At 56.9% G+C, this 216-nt stretch carries 1 rRNA gene; it reads left to right on the top strand.

From position 1 onward, the window contains the following. Positions 1-216, top strand: a 23S ribosomal RNA gene (locus KUM44_RS47820); the annotation flags it as partial.

The raw sequence follows: 216 nt of genomic DNA, 5'->3' as shown, positions 1-216 counted from the left end.
GATTCCGGGAGTAGTGGCGAGCGAAACTGGATGAGGCTAAACCGTATACGTGTGAGACCCGGCAGGGGTTGCGTATGCGGGGTTGTGGGATCTCTCTTTCACAGTCTGCCGGCTGTGAGACGAGTCAGAAACCGTTGATGTAGGCGAAGGACATGCGAAAGGTCCGGCGTAGAGGGTAAGACCCCCGTAGTCGAAACGTCAGCGGCTCGTTTGAGA

This window comes from Streptomyces sp. AC550_RSS872, assembly GCF_019049285.1.
Taxonomy (GTDB): Bacteria; Actinomycetota; Actinomycetes; order Streptomycetales; family Streptomycetaceae; genus Streptomyces.
This window is presented reverse-complemented; position numbering and strand designations above follow the sequence as displayed.